Here is a 16060-nt window from a genome sequence, read left to right as displayed (position 1 = left end):
TTGAGCGAACGGGCCGGGTGGAACGCGGACGGCACGCGATCGCCACCTTCGCTCAATGTTCGAGCCGCGTCGGCGCTCAGGGTTCCCGAGCGGTCAATATGAACAGAGGCTTTAGTGATACCACCTCGGCGGGCGAGATGGAAAGGGCGCGAGGCCCACGCGATGATACACTGTGCCGCAAATCCCCTCATGATCATTCGCCGCTCGCGGGCGGCAGGCGCAGTCGAGACTCAACATGCAAGATGGCAGGCAGCTGAATTATCAAACCGCGCGTTTCCTGACCAGCGCTCCGGGCCTGGCCCAGTGCCCGCCCGACCAGGGCGCCGAAGTGGCCTTCGCCGGGCGCTCCAACGCCGGCAAGTCGAGCGCGATCAATACGCTCACCCAGCAAAAGGCGCTGGCACGAACGTCCAAGACGCCGGGGCGCACTCAGTTGATCAATTTCTTCACCCTGGCGAACGACGAGACCTACCGGCTGGTGGACTTGCCCGGCTACGGTTTCGCCAAGGTGCCGGATCAGGTCAAGCTGGAATGGCAGCGTCATCTCAGCGAGTACCTGTACGAACGGGCCACTCTCCGGGGCCTGATGCTGGTCATGGACGTACGCCACCCGCTCAGCGAGTTCGATCAGATGATGCTGGGCTGGGCAGACGAAAAGGCCATGCCGGTTCACATCCTGCTGACCAAGGCCGACAAGCTCAAGCCGGGTGCCGCCAAGTCGGCGCTGCTGGCCGTGCGGCGTCAGCTCGCCGACTGGGAGGACCTGGTCAGCGTGCAGCTGTTCTCGGCACTCAAGCGACAAGGCGTCGATGAAGCGCGGGCGCGCATGGATGCATGGCTGTTGCACCAGGCGCAGTGAGCGTCAGCCCCCCTGGCGCGCGCTGTCCTGCGTGGTCAGGCGGTCGAGCAGGGCCGGCAGCTCGCGTACATGGGCGAGACGGTGGACCCCGGGCGGCAGCGCGCGGGGGCCCTCGTCCTTGGCATCGACCCAGGCCACCTGCATGCCCAGGCGCTGCGCCGGCAGCACGTCTTCCCGCCAGGAGTCTCCGACATGCAGGGCGCGCGATGGCGTGGCGCCGAGGCGTGCCAGCGCCGCGAGAAAGGCACGCGGGTCGGGCTTGGGAGCGTGCAGTTCTCCCGCCGCGATCATCACCGGAAAGTGTTCGGCCAGCGCCAGCCGTTTGAGGTCGGCGTTGCCGTTGGTGATTGCGGCGAGACGATAGCGCTGCCGCAGGGCGTCGAGCAGGGGCACGACGTCCGGGTAGGGCGTGAGGTCGTGACGCAGGTCGAGGAAGTGGGCGATGGCATGCGCGGCCCAGAGGCGGGCCTGGAGTCGGGGTAGCCCGTAGGCCTCTACAAGCTCGAACAGCGCACGTTCGCGAATCCACGTGAAATCACCGCGCTTGAGCGGATGACGACGCGCCACGTCGGCGCGATGCTGCTGGTAAGCGCTCAGGGGATAGCAGTCCCCGAAGGATGTCTGCGGTGACGTCTGGGCGGCGGCGATGGCCTCGCTGAGCCACTGGTAATGTTCGGCCTCGGCGCGTTCGAGAATGGGGCGGTTGTCCCAGAGGGTGTCGTCGAGATCGAAAGTGAGGGCGGTGATCGCCATGGGGCATTCTCCGGGGCGGCGGTGTCAGGTGTCGTCCGGTGGCGCGCGACGCCGGGCGCGGGGGTGCGCCTGATCGTAGGCATCGGCCAGATGCTGCCAGTCGAGCCGGGTATAGACCTGGGTGGTGGAGAGGTTGGCGTGCCCCAGCAGTTCCTGCACGGCACGCAGGTCCTGGCTCGACTCGAGCAAGTGACTGGCGAAGGAGTGGCGCAAGCGATGGGGGTGCAGGTGCTCGGCCAGCCCTCGCTCGCGGGCGAGCTGAGCGAGGCGTTTCTGTACCGCACGATGGCCCAGCCGCGCCCCACGCTGGCCGACGAAGAGGGCGGGCTCGTCATGCCCGGCGAGCTGGCCGCGCAGCCGGTACCAGTCCGCCAGGGCCGCCTGCGCGCGCCGGCCGATGGGCATCTGGCGAGGCTTGTTGCCCTTGCCCACCACGCGCAGGCGGCGTGCATCGAGGTCGGTGACGTCCAGTGCCGTGAGTTCCGCCAGACGCAACCCGCATGAATAGAACAGTTCCAGCATGGCTTGATCGCGCACGGCGAGCGGCGTCCCGTCGTGCGGGGTATCCAGGAAGCGCGCGAGCTGATCGACATCCACCGGGCGTGGCAGATGCCGGGGCTGACGGGGCGTCTGGGTCAGCGCCACCGGGTTGTGATCGAGGATGCCGCTGCGCACCAGGTGGTCGGCGAAACGCGAGAGCGCGGCACGGCGGCGGGCGAGGCTGCGCGGCGCCAGGCCGCGTGTGCGTTCGGCGCCCATGAAGCGGCGCACCTGGGCGACGTCGAGTGCCGCCCAGTCATCGATGCCGCTCGCCTCGAGAAAGCGTGCCAGCGCGGTCAGGTCGCGCCGGTAGGCATCCAGCGTCGCGGGGCTGGCATGCCCCGACAGGCTGTGCAGGAAGCGTTCAACCGCGGCGTGCATGCGCAGCATCCAGGCGCACGAGGAGTCGCCCGACGATTTCCCCGAGGTAATCGGTGAATAGCGTATCGAGCGTGGCGCGGAAGTGTTCGCTCTCCTGGCTGGCGAGCAGCAAGTAGCCGAGCGGTTCGCCCACGGTCAGCCGGGTCACGGCGCAGGAGCCGTGCTGGTCGGGCGGCGTGGTGTGGGGCAGCAAGTGTTGCCAGGTGTCCCGCGGGAGCCGGGTGCAGCGACTGTTGTGACCGTCGAGCAGCTCATCGAAGGCGGCCCGGGTCGGCGTATCGAGCGCGAAGCGAGGCGGTTGCAGCGTGGCGCCGTCGGTGCCGGGTTCCAGCCACAGCGCGACCGCTTGGGTGCGGAAGCGTTCACTGAGTTGCGTCGACAGTGCTTCGCCTAGCGCGTCGACGCTTTCCGACTCCAGCAGTGCCAGGATCAACGACCTTGTGCGCTGATACTGAGCTTCGTTGTGCCGCGCCGTTTCCAGCAAGTGCTCGAGCCGCCATTCGGCGGTCTCGGCGCGTTCGCGCAAGTCATGGACCAGGCGCTCGAGCAGCGAGATAGCGCCTTGGGTCTGGGGGTGCGGTACCTTCAGCTGTTGAAGCAGTCCCTCTCGACCGACGAAGAAGTCGGGATGGCGGGCCAGCCAATGCGCGACACGCTCGGGATCGAGCGTGGTACGCGGTTCGGGCGCCTGGGCTTGGGACATGCGTTGGTTCTCCTATCTTGCCTAAGGCCTGAAAAGCGCCGTCGCGCAGCCGGCTTTTCAGGGACGCCTAGCGTGTTGTTTTTCGCTTGCCCGCGGGCGACATCCGCGTGCTCCGGCCAGAATCGTCAGGGCAACGCGATACGTCCTTCGAAGACGCTCGTGGCCGGGCCGGTCATCATCAGGGACGCATCCGGCGCGGGCCAGGCCAGGGTCAGCGTGCCGCCGGGCAGGTGCACGTCGACCGGGCTCTCGAGCCAGCCACGGCGGATACCGTGGGCCACCGCCGCGCAGGCGCCGGTGCCGCAAGCGAGCGTTTCGCCACTGCCGCGCTCGAAGACGCGCAGGCGAGCCTCGTGACGCGAGACGACCTGCAGGAAGCCGACGTTGACGCCCCGAGGGAAGCGCGGATGGCGTTCGATGAGCGGGCCGAGCCGCGCCACCGGTGCTTGCGCGACGTCGTCGACACGCAATACGGCGTGCGGGTTGCCCATCGAGACCGCGCCGATGTCCCAGGTCTCGCCATCGACCTCCAGGCAGTGCGCCGGGGCATCGGCCGGGGCATCGAAGGGCACGACCTCGGGAGCAAAGCGTGGCACGCCCATGTCCACGCGGATTCGTTCGTCATCCTCGACGCGCAGGGTCAGGGGGCCGGCCTGGGTCTCGACACGAATCTCGCGCTTGTGGGTCAGGCGATTATCGCGCACAAAGCGCGCGAAGCAGCGGGCGCCATTGCCGCAGTTCTCCACTTCGTTGCCGTCGGCGTTGAAGATGCGATAGCGAAAATCCATCTCCGGATCGCGCGGCGGCTCGACGAGCAGCAGTTGGTCGAACCCGATGCCGACATGGCGATCGGCGAGTTGCCGAATGCGCTCGGTGTCGAGCCGTGCCCGCTGGGTGATCAGGTCGATCACCACGAAGTCGTTGCCGAGCCCGTGCATCTTGGTGAAGTGCAGCAGCATCAGGACGTCTCCGCCAGACGGTGTTCGCCGGCCCACAAGGCATCGAGTGTCTCGCGCTCGCGCACCACCTGCACGTTGTCGCCATCGACCATGAGTTCGGCGGGGCGTGGGCGGCTGTTGTAGTGGGAGGCCATCACGAAGCCGTAGGCCCCGGCCGAGCGTACCGCGAGCAGGTCGCCCGGCGCGATGGCCAGTTCACGTGCCTTGCCCAGGAAGTCGCCGGTTTCGCAGACCGGGCCGACGACGTCGTAGACCGCCGTCTCGCGCGCCTGACGGGTATCGACCGGTACGATGCGCTGCCACGCCTGGTACAGCGCGGGGCGAATCAGATCGTTCATGCCGGCATCGACGATGGCGAAGTGCTGCGTCTCGCCGGGCTTCAGGTATTCGACACGGGTGAGCATCACGCCGGCATTGGCGGCGATCGAGCGCCCCGGCTCGAACAGCAGCGTCAGGTCGCGGCCGTCGAGTCGCTCGAGCAGGGCGCGGGCATAGTCGTAGGGGGCCGGCGGCTGCTCGTCCTGATAGGGCACGCCGAGGCCGCCGCCCAGATCGAGATGTTCGATGGTAATGCCCGCCTCGTTCAGACGGTCGAGGAGTATCAGCAGACGGTCCAGGGCATCGAGGAAAGGCGCCAGCTCGGTCAGTTGCGAACCGATATGGCAATCCAGGCCGACGATCTCGAGGTTCGGCAGCTCGGCGGCGCGCTGATAGACCGCGAAGGCCTCGTCGACGGCGATGCCGAACTTGTTGGCCTTGAGGCCGGTGGAGATGTACGGATGGGTCTTGGCATCGACGTCGGGATTGACGCGCAGCGAGACCCTTGCCACCTGGCCGCATTCGCCCGCCACCTGGTTCAGGCGCTCGAGTTCCGGCAGGGACTCCACGTTGAAGCACTTGATGCCCACTTCCAGCGCGCGGGCCATTTCGCCGGCCTGCTTGGCGACGCCGGAAAATACCACTTTGGCGGGATCGCCGCCGGCGGCCAGCACGCGCTCGAGCTCGCCCCGGGAGACGATGTCGAAGCCGGCGCCGAGACGCGCCAGCAGGTCGAGCACAGCGAGGTTGGAATTGGCCTTCACCGCGTAGCAGATCAGATGGGGATGATCGCCGAGTGCGTCGCTGTAGGCCTTGAAGTGACGTGTGAAGGTCGCCCGCGAATACACGTAGCACGGCGTGCCGAAGCGCTCGGCGATGTCGGTCAGCGGTACGTTCTCGGCATGCAGGTGGCCGTCGCGGTAATTGAAATGATCCATCGTCAGTCTGCGTCGCTCTCGGGTTGGGGCGTTGCCGCGTCGTCTGCATCGCCGGTATCCGGCTCGGCGGTGTCGTCCTCGTAGGCACCCGCCGGATCGTACTGCTCGCGGGCCTGTTCGTCATCGGGCATGTACAACGGACCTTTCTGGCCGCACCCGGCGAGGGTGAGCATGGCCATGCCGAGTGCGGCCAGCAGGGGAAGTGAGCGCATCATGCCTCCTGTCGCAGCGTTGCCAGGGCGTCGCGCGCGCGCTGGGCAGCGGCGCGGACCTGATCCGGGGCGGTGCCGCCGATATGGTTGCGTGCCGCCACCGAGCCCTCCAGGGTCAGCACCTCGAAGACGTCTTCGCCGATGGCGTCGGAAAACTGGCGCAACTCGTCGAGGGTCATCTCCGAGAGATCCTTTTTCTCGCGCAGGCCGAGTGCCACGGCCTGGCCGACGATCTCGTGCGCATCGCGGAAGGCCACGCCCGCCCGCACCAGGTAGTCCGCCAGGTCGGTGGCGGTGGAGAAGCCCTTGCGCGCCGCCTCGAACATGTTGTCCGCCTTGGCCTCGATGGCCGGCACCATGTCGGCGAAGGCCTTGAGGCAGCCCTGCACGGTGTCGAGGGTGTCGAACAACGGCTCCTTGTCTTCCTGATTGTCCTTGTTGTAAGCCAGCGGCTGCGACTTCATCAACGTCAGCAGCCCCATCAGGTGGCCGTAGACGCGGCCGGTCTTGCCGCGCACCAGCTCGGGGACATCCGGGTTTTTCTTCTGCGGCATGATCGACGAGCCGGTGCAGAAGCGGTCGGGCAGGTCGATGAAGTCGAACTGGGCGCTGGTCCACAACACCAGTTCCTCGCTCATGCGCGACATGTGCATCAGCAGCACGCTGGCGAAGGCGCCGAACTCGATGGCGAAATCGCGATCGCTCACCGCGTCGAGGCTGTTTTCGGCGGGGCGCTCGAAGCCCAGCAGCTCGGCAGTGATGTGGCGATCGATGGGATAGGTGGTGCCGGCCAGGGCAGCGGCGCCCAGTGGCATGACGTTGACCCGCTTGCGGCAGTCGCGCAGGCGCTCGTGATCGCGGGCCAGCATTTCCTGCCAGGCCAGCAGGTGATGCCCGAAGGTCACCGGCTGGGCCGTCTGAAGATGCGTGAAGCCGGGCATGATGGTGTCGGCTTCGCGGGCGGCGAGTTCGATCAATCCCTCGCGCAGTCGGGCAAGCTCGGCATCGACGACGTCGATCGCGTCGCGCAGATAGAGGCGGATGTCGGTGGCGATCTGATCGTTGCGCGAGCGACCGGTGTGCAGCTTCTTGCCGGTGATGCCGATCTTCTCGGTCAGCCGGGCCTCGAGATTCATGTGCACGTCTTCCAGGTCCACCGACCATTCGAAGGTGCCGGCGTCGATTTCCTGCTCGATCTCGCCGAGCCCCTGCAGGATGGCGTCGCGCTCGTCGGCGGTGAGCACGCCGACACGCTCGAGCATGGTGGCGTGGGCGATCGAGCCCCGGATGTCGTGGTGATAGAGGCGCCGGTCGAAGTCCACCGAGGCCGTGAAACGTGCGACGAAAGCGTCGGTGGGCTCGCTGAAGCGTCCGCCCCAGGATTGGTTGGTCGTGTTGCTCATCGGGCGTGGCGTCCTGCTGGTCGAGATGATGATGCTCCGAGTGTACCAGAGTCGGCGCGCCTGGCGAGGCGCCGGGTGCGCCAGGTGCACCGGGGCGCGGGATTTTTCCTCGCCTCGGGACTGCTTTATGATGAGGGCCGTCCCCCCGCCGTCAAGGCGGCTTGCGCCCACTAGGAGAGTTCGATGCCCGCCATGCAGACACTGCGTATCGCTACCCGTCAGAGTCGCCTCGCCCTGTGGCAGGCCGAGCATGTCAAGGCTCGCCTGCTGGCGCTCCATCCCGGGCTCGAGGTCGAGCTGGTGGCGATGACCACGCGCGGCGACAAGATTCTCGACTCGCCGCTGGCCAAGGTCGGCGGCAAGGGGCTGTTCGTCAAGGAGCTCGAGGAGGCACTGCTCGACGGGCGTGCCGACATCGCCGTGCATTCGATGAAGGACGTGCCGATGCACTTCCCCGAAGGGCTGGGCCTGTCGGTGATTCTGGAGAGCGGCGCCCCCACGGATGCTTTCGTCTCCAACGATTATGCCTCGCTCGATGCCTTGCCCGAGGGCGTGCGCGTGGGCACCTCGAGCCTGCGCCGGGGGCTTCAGGTCAAGGAAGCACGCCCCGATCTGGAGGTGCTCAACCTGCGCGGCAACGTCCAGACGCGTCTGGGCAAGCTGGATGGCGGCGAGTTCGAGGCGATCATCCTCGCCACCTCGGGGCTCCAGCGGCTCGAGCTCGGTCATCGGATCACCCAGGAGCTGCCGCCGGAAGTCAGCCTGCCCGCCTGCGGCCAGGGGGCGCTGGGTATCGAGTGCCGTCACGACGACGAGTCGCTGCTCGAATTGCTGGCACCGCTCGATCATCCGCAAACGGCCACCCGGGTTCGTGCCGAGCGTGCCATGAACACGCGGCTGGATGGTGGCTGTCAGGTGCCGATCGGTGGCTATGCCGTCCTCGAGGACGGCGACCGCACCCTGTGGTTGCGGGCACTGGTCGGCGACCCGGACGGCTCACGCGTCCTGCGCGCCGAAGGTCGCGGCTCGGCCGACGAGCCCGAGGCGCTGGGCGTGCGCATTGCCGAATCGCTGCTCGACCAGGGGGCCGGCGACATTCTCGCGCAAGTGTACGATCAGGGCGAATGAGCACGCCGCCGCGCATCGTGGTGACACGGCCCGGCGAGGGTGGCCGGCGCCTCGTCGATGCCTTGTCGACGGCGGGCTTCGAGGCCGTTCATCCGGCTCTGATGACACTGCAGCCGCTCGCGGCCGACGAGGTCGAGCGCGGTGCCGTGCTGGATTTCGACCTCTACGACGTCGTGGTCGTGACCAGCCCCTTCGCGGCGGAGTGCCTGGACGAGTGGATCGACCGGTATTGGCCGCAGCTGCCTCAGGGGCCACGTTTCTATGCCGTGGGCGCGAGCACGGCGGCCACGCTGCACCGGACGCTGGGCATCAAGGCGAAAGTGCCCGATCCTGCCAGGGGCACGACCAGCGAGGCGCTGCTGGCGATGCGTTCGCTGACGCGGCTCGACGGTCAGCGCGCCCTGATCGTCGGGGGATCGGGCGGACGCCAGGTCATGGCGGAGGCCCTCGAGGCACGCGGTGCCCGCGTCGCCAAGCTGGCGCTCTATCGGCGCGTTTACACCGCGCCCGACGAGGTGACCGTCGACTGGTTGGCCTCGGGGGCCTTCACGGCCATGATCGTGACCAGTGGCGAACTGCTCGAGCATCTGGTTAGCTGGTGCGGACAAGCGGCGTTGAACAAACCGCTAATCGTTTCCAGTCAGCGTTTGGCTACACTGGCAGACACGATGGGCTTCGCTTCGCCGCACGTCGCGAGTGGCGCGACGCCCGATGCCTTGGTGACCGCCGTACAGGAAGTAGGCGATGCGTGACACGCCGACGTTGATCACGATGAGTTTGAAAAGGGCTAGCGACATATGAGCAAACGACAGGACCAGGATGACAAGCAAACGCCCGCCGAGGGGGCGACGTCCAGCGATGAGACGTCCGAGTCGCCGGCCACCCGTGACACGACGTCGGGCAAAGCCGATACGGCGGACCGAGTAGCCGACGCATCGCACGGTGCCTCGGACAAGGCGGCGGAGGACGCTGCGTCGTCCAAGGCATCGTCGAGTGACGCGTCGACGGTCTCGACGTCGGGAGATACGGCATCCTCGAGTGACGAGACGCCCGCCTCCAAGACGTCTACCTCCTCCCGCTCAGCGTCCCCCACACAGCGCGATGCCCAGGCCGCGCGTGACACGTCGACCCAGTCGAGCACGCAGGGCAAGACGGCCTCGTCGTCCTCGAAAAGCGCCACGCGTGCTGCGTCCAAGCGCACAGGCAAGGCTGCCGGAGGGAGCTCTTCCGGGGCGGCGTCCACCGCCGGCGCCAGTGCGTCGGGCAAGCCGAGCGCGAGCAAGGCTGAGGCGAGCCAGGGCACGCCGCCGCCCGGTGGTGCGTCGACGACTCCATCGCGAGGCGGCAATGGCAGTGGGCGCGGCTTGGCGATCCTGGCTCTGGTGATTGCCGTGATCGTGGCCATCGTCGTGGCGCTGGGGCTGGGGTATGGCTGGAAGCGTCTGCAGGCACAGCAGGCCGAGCTGGCCAGCGCGGGCGAGGAGAATGCACAGACCATCGCGACGTTGCGTGATCGGCTCGATCAGCGTGAGCAGGCCTTCGCGTCGTTGCGCGACGATTTTGCGTCGTACCGCCAGGATGTCGACGACAACCTGGACAAGGTGCTGGCCGAGCTGGCTGAGGAGCAGGACGCCGATCCTCGCGAGTGGTTGCATGCCGAGGCCGAATACCTGCTGCGACTGGCCAACCAGCGGCTGCGCCTGGAGCGTGACGTGCAGGGCGCCCAGGCCTTGCTCGAGGCCGCCGACCAGCGGCTTGCCGAGGCGGACAATCCGGCCCTGATCCCGGTCCGCCGGGCGATCCAGTCCGAGCTTGCGGCACTGGATTCGGTGCCTCGGGTGGATCAGACGGGGCTGTATCTGGCGCTGATGGCACAGCAGGAGCAGCTGGCGACATTGCCGCTCAAGCAGGACGTGGAAGAGATCGCGGCTCAGAACGCCGACGACTCGCCGCTGGAAGGTGGCTGGCGCGAACAGCTCGCGCGGCTGGGCGGCGAGCTCAAGGATCTCGTCGTCGTGCGGCGTCATGACGAGGCGCTGGAAGCCCTGATGACGCCCGAGCAGGAATCGTATCTGCGTCAGAACGTACGGCTGCTGCTCGAGCAGGCGCAACTGGCCCTGCTCAAGACCGAACCCAAGCTCTATCGGGCCAGTCTCGACAAGGCCACGACCCTGATCGAGCGCTATTACGATACCGAGCGCGAGGCAGTGACGACCTCCCTCGAGCGTCTCCGGTCGATGCGCGACAAGACGATCCGTCCCGAATTGCCGGATATCAGCGAGTCTCAGCAGACGCTCAAGGATTTCATCGAGAAGCGCTTCCAGGACAATGGCAGTGACGGCAACGCGACCCGGCAGGGTGCCGGCGATGCCACGGCCCCATCGGGCGATGAAGGAGACAGCGCATGAGAAAGCTGATTCTTCTCATCGTCGTGGGGCTGGCCGTCGGTGCACTGTTCGGCCAGTTGATGCAGTCGATGCCCGGTTACTGGCTGGTGCGGGTGGGCGACACCTCGATCCAGACCTCGTTCTGGCTGGGGCTGGTGATCCTGCTGGCGGTCTTCCTGGTCTTGCACTTCGCGCTGCGTCTGCTGCGCAGGCTGCGGCGCCCGGTGAGCCGCCTCAAGGTCTGGAACAGCCGTACCCGCAATCGCAATGCCATGAAGCGTACCGTGCGCGGTCTGGTCGCCTTGGCCGAGGGGCGCTGGAAGCGGGCCGAGAAGGACCTCGTCAAGGCGGCTGACGATTCCAGCACGCCCTTGGTCAATTACCTGTCCGCGGCACTGGCAGCGCATTATCAGGGGCGTTTCGATCACGCCGATACGTTGCTCAAGCGGGCCCACCACAGTACCGAGGGCGCCGATAGCGCCGTCGGCATGGTGCAGGCGCAGCTGATGCTCGACCGGCAACAGTTCGAGGAGGCGCTGGCGACCCTGACGCGTCTCGAAAAGCAGTTGCCGAATCATCCGCAGGTGCTCAAGTTGCTGCGTCAGGCCTATCTCAGCGTCAATGACTGGGAAGGACTGCGTCACCTTTTACCCAAGCTCGACAAGCAGCAGTTGATCACCGAGGAGGAGCGTCAGGAACTGGAGCAGCGTGCCTATCGAGAGCTGATTCTCCAGGCGGTTCAGCGTCAGCCGAATGCCGATGTCAATCGCGTGCGCAACCTGTGGGCCGATATGCCCGACTACCTGCGCAGCGATGTCGAGCTGGTGGTGCTGTATACCGAGGCGCTGGTCAAGGGCGGCGAGGAGGCGATCGCCGAACGCCTGCTGCGCCATTCCCTCAAGGAGCATTGGGATACGCGTCTGGTGCTGCGCTATGGGCTGCTCAACGTGGATGCGGGGCGCCAGCTGGCCTATGCCGAGAAGTGGCTGCAAGAGCGACCCAACGACCCCGATTTACTGTTGACCCTGGGGCGGCTATCGTTGCGCAACGCCTACTGGGGCAAGGCACAGGAGTATTTCGAGGCGAGTCAGCGTCAGCGTCCCAGCGGGGTGGTGTGTGCCGAGCTGGCGCGCCTTTACGCCAATCTGGGCGAGCATCAGAAGAGTCAGCTCTTTTATCGCCAGAGCGTGGAATTGCTCGATCGCTCGCTGCCGGCGTTGCCGCAGCCTAGCGAGCGCACGCGCTAAGCGCACGTTTTGCTCTCCTGGGCGCCCTAGGGCGCCCTTTTTTATCGTCCGTCGTGAAGGACGTGTCACGGCCCACTGGCGCCTCATCGAGATGGCGGGTGGGCCGTTAGTGTTTCCGAAGGCTTGTCCAAGCGGTCAACCTCTGGATAACGTTATCGGTGCCTTCACGATAACAATGACAGACAAAGGAAAATCATCATGGCGCAGACACCCCACCGACGTTCCGCCTCGTCATCGGCTTCCTCCCAGCCGACTTCCACGCGAGATGGCGCCCTGGAGCGCTACTTCGGCATTCGCCGCTATGGCTCGAGCCTGCGAACCGAATTGCTCGCCGGCCTGGCGACCTTTCTCGCAGCGATGTACATCATCGTGGTCAACCCGACGATCCTCAGCGATGCGGGGATTCCGTTTTCGGCAGGGCTTTCCGCGACGGTGCTGATCAGTTTCCTGAGCAGCCTGGCGATGGGGCTGTATGCGCGCAATCCCATTCTCGTCGCCCCTGGCATGGGCATGAATGCCCTGTTTGCCTACACCCTGGTCCAGGGAGCGGGCCTGCCGTGGCAGGTAGCGCTGGGCTGTGTCTTCTGGTCCGGGGTGCTGTTCGCCTTGCTGGCCTTTTTCAATGTGCGCAAAGCCATCGTCGAGGCGATTCCCGATTCGCTGCGCTATGGGATCACGTGCGGCATCGGGCTGTTCATTACCTTCATCGGTTTCAAGAATGCCGGCTTCGTCGTCGACGACCCCGCCACGCTGGTATCGCTGGGGACGCTGGATCCGGCCTTGATCACGTTCATCGTCGGCATGTTGCTGACCGCGATTCTGGTCACCTTGGGCGTCAATGGCGCGCTGGTACTGGGGATCGTCATCACCACGCTGGTGGCGATACCCATGGGGCGTCTCTGGGGGGCGGATGTCGTGGTGGCCTGGAGTGGTCTCGCCGCGTGGCCGGACTTCAGCGTCATGTGGCAGGTGGATCTCTGGGGCGCACTCAAGGTGGTCTATTGGCCGTTCATCTTCGTGATGCTGTTCACCAACTTCTTCGATGCGCTGTCGTGTTTCCTGGCATTGGCGGAGGCCGCTGATCTCAAGGACGAGAACGGTCAGCCTCGCAACCTCAAGCGCTCGATGACAGTGGACGCCTTTGCGTCGATGATCGCCGCGCCGTTGGGAACCAGTGCCGCGCAGACCTTCATCGAATCCGGCGTGGGTGTCGCCCAGGGCGGGCGTACCGGGATCGTCGGCGTGGTTTGCGGCTTGTTGTTCCTGCCGTTCCTGTTCCTGTCGCCGCTGTTGTCGCTGGTGCCGGCGATCGCCACCGCCCCGGCTCTGGTGATGGTGGGCGTGTTCATGCTGGCGCCGGTGGGGCGTATCGAGTGGCAGAAGATGGATCAGGCGTTTCCGGCGTTTCTGGCGATCATCGTCATGCCGCTGACGTATTCGATCACGCTGGGCATCGCCTTCGCCTTTCTGAGCTTTGTGGCGATCAAGCTGTGCACGGGGCGCCTGACCGAGATCAAGCCGGCCATGTGGGTGACGGCAGTGCTCTGCGCGATCATGCTGGTGACGACGCAATAAGCCGTTGAGCGATCATGGCCGCCCCCCGATGCCCCGAGGGCGGCCATGACCGAGAAAGGCCGTGCCCGAAAAAAAGGGCCGCCCCGGCAGGGGCGGCCCTTTGACGTCGAGGCGTCGCCGTGAATGCGGCGACGCGCCGGGCTTAGTTCGGGGCCTCGTCGTTGTCCGGCTTGGTATGCTCGGGATTCGTGTTCTCGTCCGATGGGGCATCGGGCGAGAGCGACACGTTGCCGGAGGGTGACTGGCTGTCCACCACGTCGGCCTTCTGGGACAGGATGCGCAAATTGGCCGGCGGGGCGCTACCGTCCTTCTCCTGCCCGAAGTAGAGCGTGGTGTGCGGGAATGGAATCTCGATGCCGGCGGCGTCGAAGTACATCTTGACCAGGCGGTTGTAGGCACGACCCACAGCCCACTGGTCGCCCGGCGTGGTCTTGATGATCACGCGGATGTTGACCGAGCTGTCGGCCAGTGCGGTGACACCGGCCACGCTGAGCGGCTCGAGCAGCTTGTGGCCGTGCTCGCTTTCCTTGAGGGCTTCGAAGGCGGCCTGCAGCTGTTCGATGGCATCGTCGATGTTCTCGCGGTAGGCAATGCCATATTCGCCGACGTGATTACCGAATTCACGCATGTAGTTGGAGACGGTATCCACCGAGGAGAACGGTACGATGTGGTAGGTGCCCGACAGATCGCGGATCCCCACCGAACGAATGCTGATGCGCTCCGCCGTGCCGGTGGTGCCGCCGACGGTGACGACGTCGCCGGTGTTCATGGCATTCTCCAACTGGATGAAGACCCCGGTGATGACATCCTGCACCAGTTTCTGCGAGCCGAAGCCGATGGCCAGACCCAGCACCCCGGCACCGGCGATCAACGGGCCGATGTTGATGCCGATCTCGGCCAGCACGATCATCGCCGTCATGGTGATCAAGGCGATCGCCAGGGCGTTGCGGAATAGCGAGAGCAGCGTCTTGGCGCGTGCCGAGGGTTCGCCCGCACCGGTTTCCGCACTCAGGCGGTTTTCGATGAGGCTGGCGAGACCGACCCATACCACGGCGGCAACCAGCAGGATGATGACCACGTTCAGCGTGGTGCCGACGAGATGAGCGCCCGCCTCGGAGGCGTACCAGGCGGCGAGGTCGAATACCTGCCAAGCGCTGAGCACGAACATGGCCACGACGATCAGGATGATCGCGCGGATGACCTTGAGGGACGTGGGCACGTAGGCATTGAGGCGCTTTTCCAGCAGAGGCAGACGCCGCTGGATATCGCCGGTCAGACGAATGCGGCGACCGATCAACTGGGTCAGCACGCCCGATACCAGCATGCCGATGCCGACGATGACGATGGTCTTGAGCGTGGCCAGCAGCACGTAGGGCAACGCTGTCTCGGGGTGCAGGACCGTGACGGCGAAAACCACCAGGGCGTAGGCCAGGGCCAGCACATGCCAGACACGGCCCAGCAGCCGCAAGGCGAAGCGCGAGGCGCTCATGTCGGCCTTCTCGGCGCGCTGCATCAGGGCGTCGCGCAGTGTCACGCGGCTCTTGAGGATCACCGTGGCGGCATAGATCAAGGCCATCAGCATGATCACCGTGCCCAGTCCCTGGCCGAGGGCCGTCGAAAGGTTGTAATTGACGATGGGGACGATCACCAGCATGCCGTAACCGATGAAGCCTGCCAGGCGGGCCAGGAAACGGTTGCAATACTCGGCTTGGGGCGAGGCGATGGGCATCAGGCGCAGACCGGCATATTGCGACGAGAACAGCATGCGCAGGGCCGCCTTGAACAGTTCGATCATCAAGAAGGCGTTGAGGAACAGCGAGAAGCGCGTCTCCATGTTGCCGGCCTCGCCGATGGCGAACGTCGCCAGCAGGTTGCCGGCGATATAGGCCAGCACCACCACGGCCACGTCGATCACGGCGGCAAGCACGACCGCGACGATGGTACGCAGTAGCGCACTTTTCTCGGTGTTCTGCGACGACCACTGGCTCAGCTTGCCGAACAAGGGCGATGCGAGCTTACGCAGCACGAACAGGGCCACGAAGGCGCCTGCCACGACGAACAGCAGGTTGAGCACGGCGATCAAGAAGGCGCCTGTGTCGAAGCTCGGGCCGCTGGCACGCGCCTCGCCACTGCCGAACAATCCGCCCAGCGCAGCCGCCAGGCTCTTGAATTGTCCGCCCAGATCGCCCGCGATGCTGCTGGTAGCCTCGGCGAGGCGGCGGGGAAAGGACACCTGACTGGCTGTCTGGTCGCTGGGTGCGGCATTGGCGATCTCTTCGCGCGAGGGAGCGCCCTCGACGGCCAAGGCGTTTTCCTGAGCCGCCTGGGCGCGCAGCTGATCGATGATTGTCTGGCGCGTCTGCTCGTTTTCGAGCATGTCGGCCAACGTCGAATAGGCGGGGGCATCGGCGTCAGCGGGGGCGGTGTCCTGCTGAGCCAGCGCCGGTGCCATCACGAAGAGCAGGCACAGCAGCAACCACCGGCTGAGCCACGTATCGAGGCGTAGAGTCGGCACGCATTGACCTCCTTGTACGGAAAGTGGCGAAGCCACATCGTTTATGATGAATTTGCCTGGCAATGATAACACTAGGTGGCTCGTCGCCGAGCGTCGAGCAATGAGCTCATGATCGACCGGCCAGCGAATGTCATGGATCGGT

General features: G+C 65.9%; 13 protein-coding genes and 1 pseudogene. 6 read left to right on the top strand and 8 right to left on the bottom strand.

Annotated elements, in window-relative coordinates:
- Nucleotides 1-235 precede the first annotated feature (235 nt).
- Entirely contained in the window at nucleotides 236-859 is a 624-nt protein-coding gene (yihA, locus tag CSAL_RS15800) for a ribosome biogenesis GTP-binding protein YihA/YsxC (RefSeq protein ID WP_011508407.1), read from the top strand.
- Nucleotides 860-862: 3 nt separating this feature from the next.
- Here yihA and CSAL_RS15795 read toward each other — a convergent pair whose 3' ends face one another.
- The 7 genes and pseudogenes from CSAL_RS15795 to argH form a co-directional block, all read right to left on the bottom strand.
- On the bottom strand, nucleotides 863-1612 hold the full coding sequence (locus CSAL_RS15795) for an HAD family hydrolase (protein ID WP_011508406.1): 750 nt from the start codon (nucleotides 1610-1612) through the stop codon (nucleotides 863-865).
- A gap of 24 nt (nucleotides 1613-1636) precedes the next feature.
- Nucleotides 1637-2533 carry a tyrosine recombinase XerC gene (locus tag CSAL_RS15790; protein WP_011508405.1) on the bottom strand — a complete coding sequence of 299 codons (897 nt, stop codon included), beginning with the start codon at nucleotides 2531-2533 and terminating at the stop codon, nucleotides 1637-1639.
- Entirely contained in the window at nucleotides 2517-3236 is a 720-nt protein-coding gene (locus CSAL_RS15785) for a DUF484 family protein (RefSeq protein WP_011508404.1), read from the bottom strand. The genes CSAL_RS15790 and CSAL_RS15785 overlap by 17 nt, the downstream gene beginning before the upstream one ends.
- A gap of 125 nt (nucleotides 3237-3361) precedes the next feature.
- Entirely contained in the window at nucleotides 3362-4195 is an 834-nt protein-coding gene (dapF, locus tag CSAL_RS15780) for a diaminopimelate epimerase (protein WP_011508403.1), read from the bottom strand.
- On the bottom strand, nucleotides 4195-5451 hold the full coding sequence (gene lysA / locus CSAL_RS15775) for a diaminopimelate decarboxylase (protein ID WP_011508402.1): 1257 nt from the start codon (nucleotides 5449-5451) through the stop codon (nucleotides 4195-4197). The genes dapF and lysA overlap by 1 nt, the downstream gene beginning before the upstream one ends.
- A 101-nt stretch (nucleotides 5452-5552) precedes the next feature.
- Nucleotides 5553-5663: pseudogene (lptM, locus tag CSAL_RS17875) on the bottom strand (LPS translocon maturation chaperone LptM); the annotation flags it as partial.
- Nucleotides 5663-7066 carry an argininosuccinate lyase gene (gene argH, locus CSAL_RS15765; RefSeq protein ID WP_011508400.1) on the bottom strand — a complete coding sequence of 468 codons (1404 nt, stop codon included), beginning with the start codon at nucleotides 7064-7066 and terminating at the stop codon, nucleotides 5663-5665. The pseudogene lptM and the gene argH, both read right to left, overlap by 1 nt.
- Nucleotides 7067-7249: 183 nt before the next feature.
- On the opposite strand from argH, the gene hemC reads away from it, so the two are divergent.
- The 5 genes from hemC to CSAL_RS15735 all read left to right on the top strand — a co-directional run bounded on the left by hemC (nucleotide 7250) and on the right by CSAL_RS15735 (nucleotide 13403).
- Nucleotides 7250-8194 (top strand): hydroxymethylbilane synthase, encoded by a 945-nt coding sequence (gene hemC / locus CSAL_RS15760; protein ID WP_035414409.1) that lies wholly within the window; start codon nucleotides 7250-7252, stop codon nucleotides 8192-8194.
- Complete coding sequence (locus CSAL_RS15755; protein ID WP_011508398.1) at nucleotides 8191-8946, top strand: uroporphyrinogen-III synthase; 756 nt, start codon at nucleotides 8191-8193, stop codon at nucleotides 8944-8946. Before hemC ends, CSAL_RS15755 begins: the two co-directional genes overlap by 4 nt.
- 45 nt (nucleotides 8947-8991) lie before the next feature.
- Nucleotides 8992-10602 carry a uroporphyrinogen-III C-methyltransferase gene (locus tag CSAL_RS17335; RefSeq protein ID WP_011508397.1) on the top strand — a complete coding sequence of 537 codons (1611 nt, stop codon included), beginning with the start codon at nucleotides 8992-8994 and terminating at the stop codon, nucleotides 10600-10602.
- The gene (locus CSAL_RS15740; RefSeq protein WP_011508396.1) at nucleotides 10599-11828 is read left to right on the top strand and encodes a heme biosynthesis HemY N-terminal domain-containing protein; all 1230 of its coding nucleotides are present in this window, start codon (nucleotides 10599-10601) and stop codon (nucleotides 11826-11828) included. Before CSAL_RS17335 ends, CSAL_RS15740 begins: the two co-directional genes overlap by 4 nt.
- Before the next feature lie 198 nt (nucleotides 11829-12026).
- On the top strand, nucleotides 12027-13403 hold the full coding sequence (locus tag CSAL_RS15735) for an NCS2 family permease (protein ID WP_011508395.1): 1377 nt from the start codon (nucleotides 12027-12029) through the stop codon (nucleotides 13401-13403).
- Nucleotides 13404-13545: 142 nt separating this feature from the next.
- Here the strand turns inward: CSAL_RS15735 and ybiO are convergent, their stop codons facing one another.
- Nucleotides 13546-15918 (bottom strand): mechanosensitive channel protein, encoded by a 2373-nt coding sequence (gene ybiO / locus CSAL_RS15730; protein ID WP_011508394.1) that lies wholly within the window; start codon nucleotides 15916-15918, stop codon nucleotides 13546-13548.
- Nucleotides 15919-16060: the final 142 nt, after the last annotated feature.

Origin of the sequence: Chromohalobacter israelensis DSM 3043 (assembly GCF_000055785.1) — a bacterium.
Classification (GTDB): Bacteria; Pseudomonadota; Gammaproteobacteria; order Pseudomonadales; family Halomonadaceae; genus Chromohalobacter; species Chromohalobacter israelensis.
Note: the sequence above shows the minus strand (reverse complement) of the source record. Positions and strands in the feature narration are given on the sequence as shown.